Annotated in this window: 4 protein-coding genes and 1 pseudogene; all 5 read left to right on the plus strand. The window is 43.7% G+C overall.

Features of this window, described 5'->3' with window-relative positions:
* The first annotated feature begins 756 nt into the window (after nucleotides 1–756).
* Nucleotides 757–1,131, plus strand: coding sequence for a hypothetical protein (locus BG32_RS07305; protein WP_121526624.1), 375 nt, complete (start codon nucleotides 757–759; stop codon nucleotides 1,129–1,131).
* A 218-nt stretch (nucleotides 1,132–1,349) separates the two neighbouring features.
* Nucleotides 1,350–2,033, plus strand: coding sequence for a histidine phosphatase family protein (locus BG32_RS07310; RefSeq protein ID WP_121526625.1), 684 nt, complete (start codon nucleotides 1,350–1,352; stop codon nucleotides 2,031–2,033).
* Nucleotides 2,034–2,064: 31 nt separating this feature from the next.
* On the plus strand, nucleotides 2,065–2,493 hold the full coding sequence (locus tag BG32_RS07315) for a flavodoxin domain-containing protein (protein ID WP_121526626.1): 429 nt from the start codon (nucleotides 2,065–2,067) through the stop codon (nucleotides 2,491–2,493).
* A gap of 130 nt (nucleotides 2,494–2,623) precedes the next feature.
* Complete coding sequence (locus BG32_RS16420) at nucleotides 2,624–3,001, plus strand: formylglycine-generating enzyme family protein (RefSeq protein WP_259459589.1); 378 nt, start codon at nucleotides 2,624–2,626, stop codon at nucleotides 2,999–3,001.
* A pseudogene (locus tag BG32_RS16425) lies at nucleotides 2,994–3,264 on the plus strand (formylglycine-generating enzyme family protein); the annotation flags it as partial. The gene BG32_RS16420 and the pseudogene BG32_RS16425, both read left to right, overlap by 8 nt.

Genomic DNA, 3,264 nt, shown 5'->3' on the forward strand with positions numbered 1-3,264 from the left:
TGACAACCGGCTCCTTAAGTTCGAAGTCCTCGGGAATGTAGCTTAATAGAGCATTTTCGTCTGTTTCATAGTCAACAGAGATAACTGTATTATCACCGTAGACAACTCTAACCGGGTAGAATGGCCCCACCGAAATGCACCGGCATCTTGTAGATAAAGTCCGCGTTAAACACGAATTTCCCTTTTTTCCCAGACACTTCACTTCCTCCTCTCATCATTATGGATGATGGAACTCAATATCCTGCCGCACGCATATTCTTCTAGACCCACAAGATTCTGGAAATCATCTCGGAGAATTTGCTTTATCATTGACCTTTAATGAATCTAAAACCATCTGGCAATCGTCGAAAAACTGGTAGATGAAGTCAGGATGAATAGGGATTGTATGGGAAGCCCGGCCTCTAATTCATGTAAATTAGATCACAATGCCTAATGAACTTCCAAGCAAAAATGAATCCATCACAACATGAGCAATAAGCGTAATGTTCAAGTAATATCAGCATAAATTATGTCGCTACATTCCCAATGATTTTGTCCCAGAGGCCTTGCTTCATAGTTGCTTTTTAACTACACGGAACAGCGATTTTGATCAGTAGTGCTATCATATTTCCCCATATATAATCGCTGTTCATTAGCTGTAAAAGATTCCAATGTCAAAGGTTCAAACACTGTATAATTGGAGCAAATTCGCGCTTCTATGTAGATTCCGTAGTTAGTCTGAGAAAGAATGCGCTTTTTGCACGGAGGGGATGGAGAATGAAGAAACGCTTTTTGACCGCACTCTCAATATTTGCGATAATCGTCCTGTTATCTGGGTGTCTTTTTTTCGGACTTCCAAACTTGAACGGTAGCTGGGATGCCGTGATGCTTTATTCCGATGGATCATCCGACATTGCAACTTTTCATATTGAACAGCACGTAGTCTACAATTACAGGGGCAGATTCTGTCTTGATTCAAACTGTAAAGAGCTCTTTGGAATGATCTCGAACGATCATAAGGTAAATATCAACACCTGGACCTCTGAAAGCAAAATAGATTTCGCTGGATCAGTCAACAAGAATACGATGTCGGGAACCTTCACAATATTCGAACCCTTAGCTGAAGGAATTTGGGAGGCAACTAGACGTTAAGCCGACATATTCGAAAATCAGCAAGTGGGTAAGAGTTACCTTTCTAAAACTGCCTTAGAATCCATATATTCATCTCACATATTGATCTCTGGAACCCAAGTCTTAGAAAAATGGGTCGAGCGCTATGAGTTATTGCATACTGCTCGGTGAGTTTTGACCAGAAAACCTTCAGACCAAATCTGTTATCATCTTCTTGAGTAACTTCATGGAGGCATAAAATGACAACAATATATCTGATGCGCCACGGCCAGAGTCAGGCAAATGTTGAAAAGATATTCGCAAATAGCAATGAAGGTTTCCCGCTTACAGAAGAAGGGATACGGCAGGCCGAAATGGCCGCGCGCTTTTTAAGATTGAAGAATATACGCAGGATATATTCCTCGCCGATATTGAGAGCAATTGAGACATCGAGCATAGTATCTTCAGAATTGGAAATTGAGGCCAAACCCCTGGACGAAATCAGGGAGTTTCACGTCGGTGAACTTGAGGGCAAGTTGATTGAAGGCGAAGCAGCGAGCGCATTCCTAAAGCTTGTCAGAGACTGGATCGGGGGCAAGAAAGATGAGCGAATTCCCGAGGGTGAGAGCCATAGACAGGTCATCACACGATTCTGGAAAGGAATTAATACTATCGTAGATGAATGCCCAGAGGGAGAAGTCCTGGCCGTAAGTCACGGAGGCTTTTTGTCAATGACACTTCCCTTCGTCTGCAACGGGATTGATCCTGAGGATTTCTTCTCGAGATCAGGTGTCTCGATAGCCAATTGCGCCATTACCACGGTGAAAGCATGCAGATGTGGCGATTCAATTTCTCTGGAGCTTCTAGACTGGGCAAACACATCGCATATGGAACTGGATTTCGAAAAGGAACCGATAGAGAATATCTGGAACTCAGAAGATTGAATGAAAGATAATCTCGAAGGAGGAGACAGTAGTGAAGATTGGAATAATTGCCTATTCAAAAACCGGAAATACGCTGTACGTTGCTGAAAAACTAAGAGATAAGTTGATTTCTGAAGGAAAAGAAGCATCTGTGATAAGGCTCAGATCGGAAACCCCCGATCTCGAAAGATACGAGGGCCTAGTCTTTTGCTCTCCAGTTAATGGCAGAGCACCCGCCGATCCCATGAAGAGTTATCTTGCCAAAATGAAATCCCTCCAGGGCAAAAAAGTTGCCCTTATGGCTACTGGTCTCTTTCCGGCCTCAATGGGAAGAAAACAGACATTAAAATACATGAAGACCATCTGCAAAGACAAGGGCGCCGAAATAGTTGGCCAGGGAAGCGTTGGCTGGTGGAGCTTCGGAAGAGAGAAGAAAATTGAAAAATTGATTGAAGACCTTTCTTCCTTTTTCCTTTTATAAATGCCGATCTTAATGTGAGAACGAAAAGGACAAGACACTCTTCAACTAAACAAAAAAGCCAGGAACTGAACTTCTGCATAGCGTAATTCCAGCTTCTTTTGGCAAAGACAATTTCCTCAGGAGGATCCCAATGTATAGACTATTCGCGACATCCACAATTGCTCTTCTCGCCGCTTCTTTAAGCGCTTCAATGCCGGAACATGTTCTTGTCAACGGCGGAAACTTCCTCATGGGAACCACATGGAGAGAAGAAGGTGTCGATTATGAACCGGTACGACAGATTGATTTGAATTACGATTACTACATCGGGAGGTTTGAAGTCACCTTCGAAGAATATGAGGCTTTCTTTGATGAAACGGGAAGAATCCTTCCCGACGACTCCGGTTTGGGAAAGGGCTACAGACCAGTTATGAACGTGAGCTGGTGGAACGCGATAGCTTATTGCAACTGGCTTAGTAATAAGGAGGGGGGTACCCCTTGCCTACGATTCCGAGGGCAATTTGCTTGATGGAAGTGGCGAAAGAACAACCGATTCCTCCGAAGTAGAAGGTTTCAGGCTTCTGACTGATGCTGAATGGGAATTTGCGGCGAGAGGCGGTAACGCGAGTGAAGGCTACACAAGATCGGGAGGAAACTCAGTTGACCTGGTAGCGTGGTATAAGTCTAACTCCGAAAATATGACCCATCCGGTAAGAACCAAAGCTCAAACGAACTGGGAATCTTCGATATGTCGGGAAATGTTTGGGAATGGGTTAGTGACTATCACACAGA

It is taken from the genome of Mesotoga sp. HF07.pep.5.2.highcov, assembly GCF_003666285.1.
GTDB classification, from domain to species: Bacteria; Thermotogota; Thermotogae; order Petrotogales; family Kosmotogaceae; genus Mesotoga; species Mesotoga prima.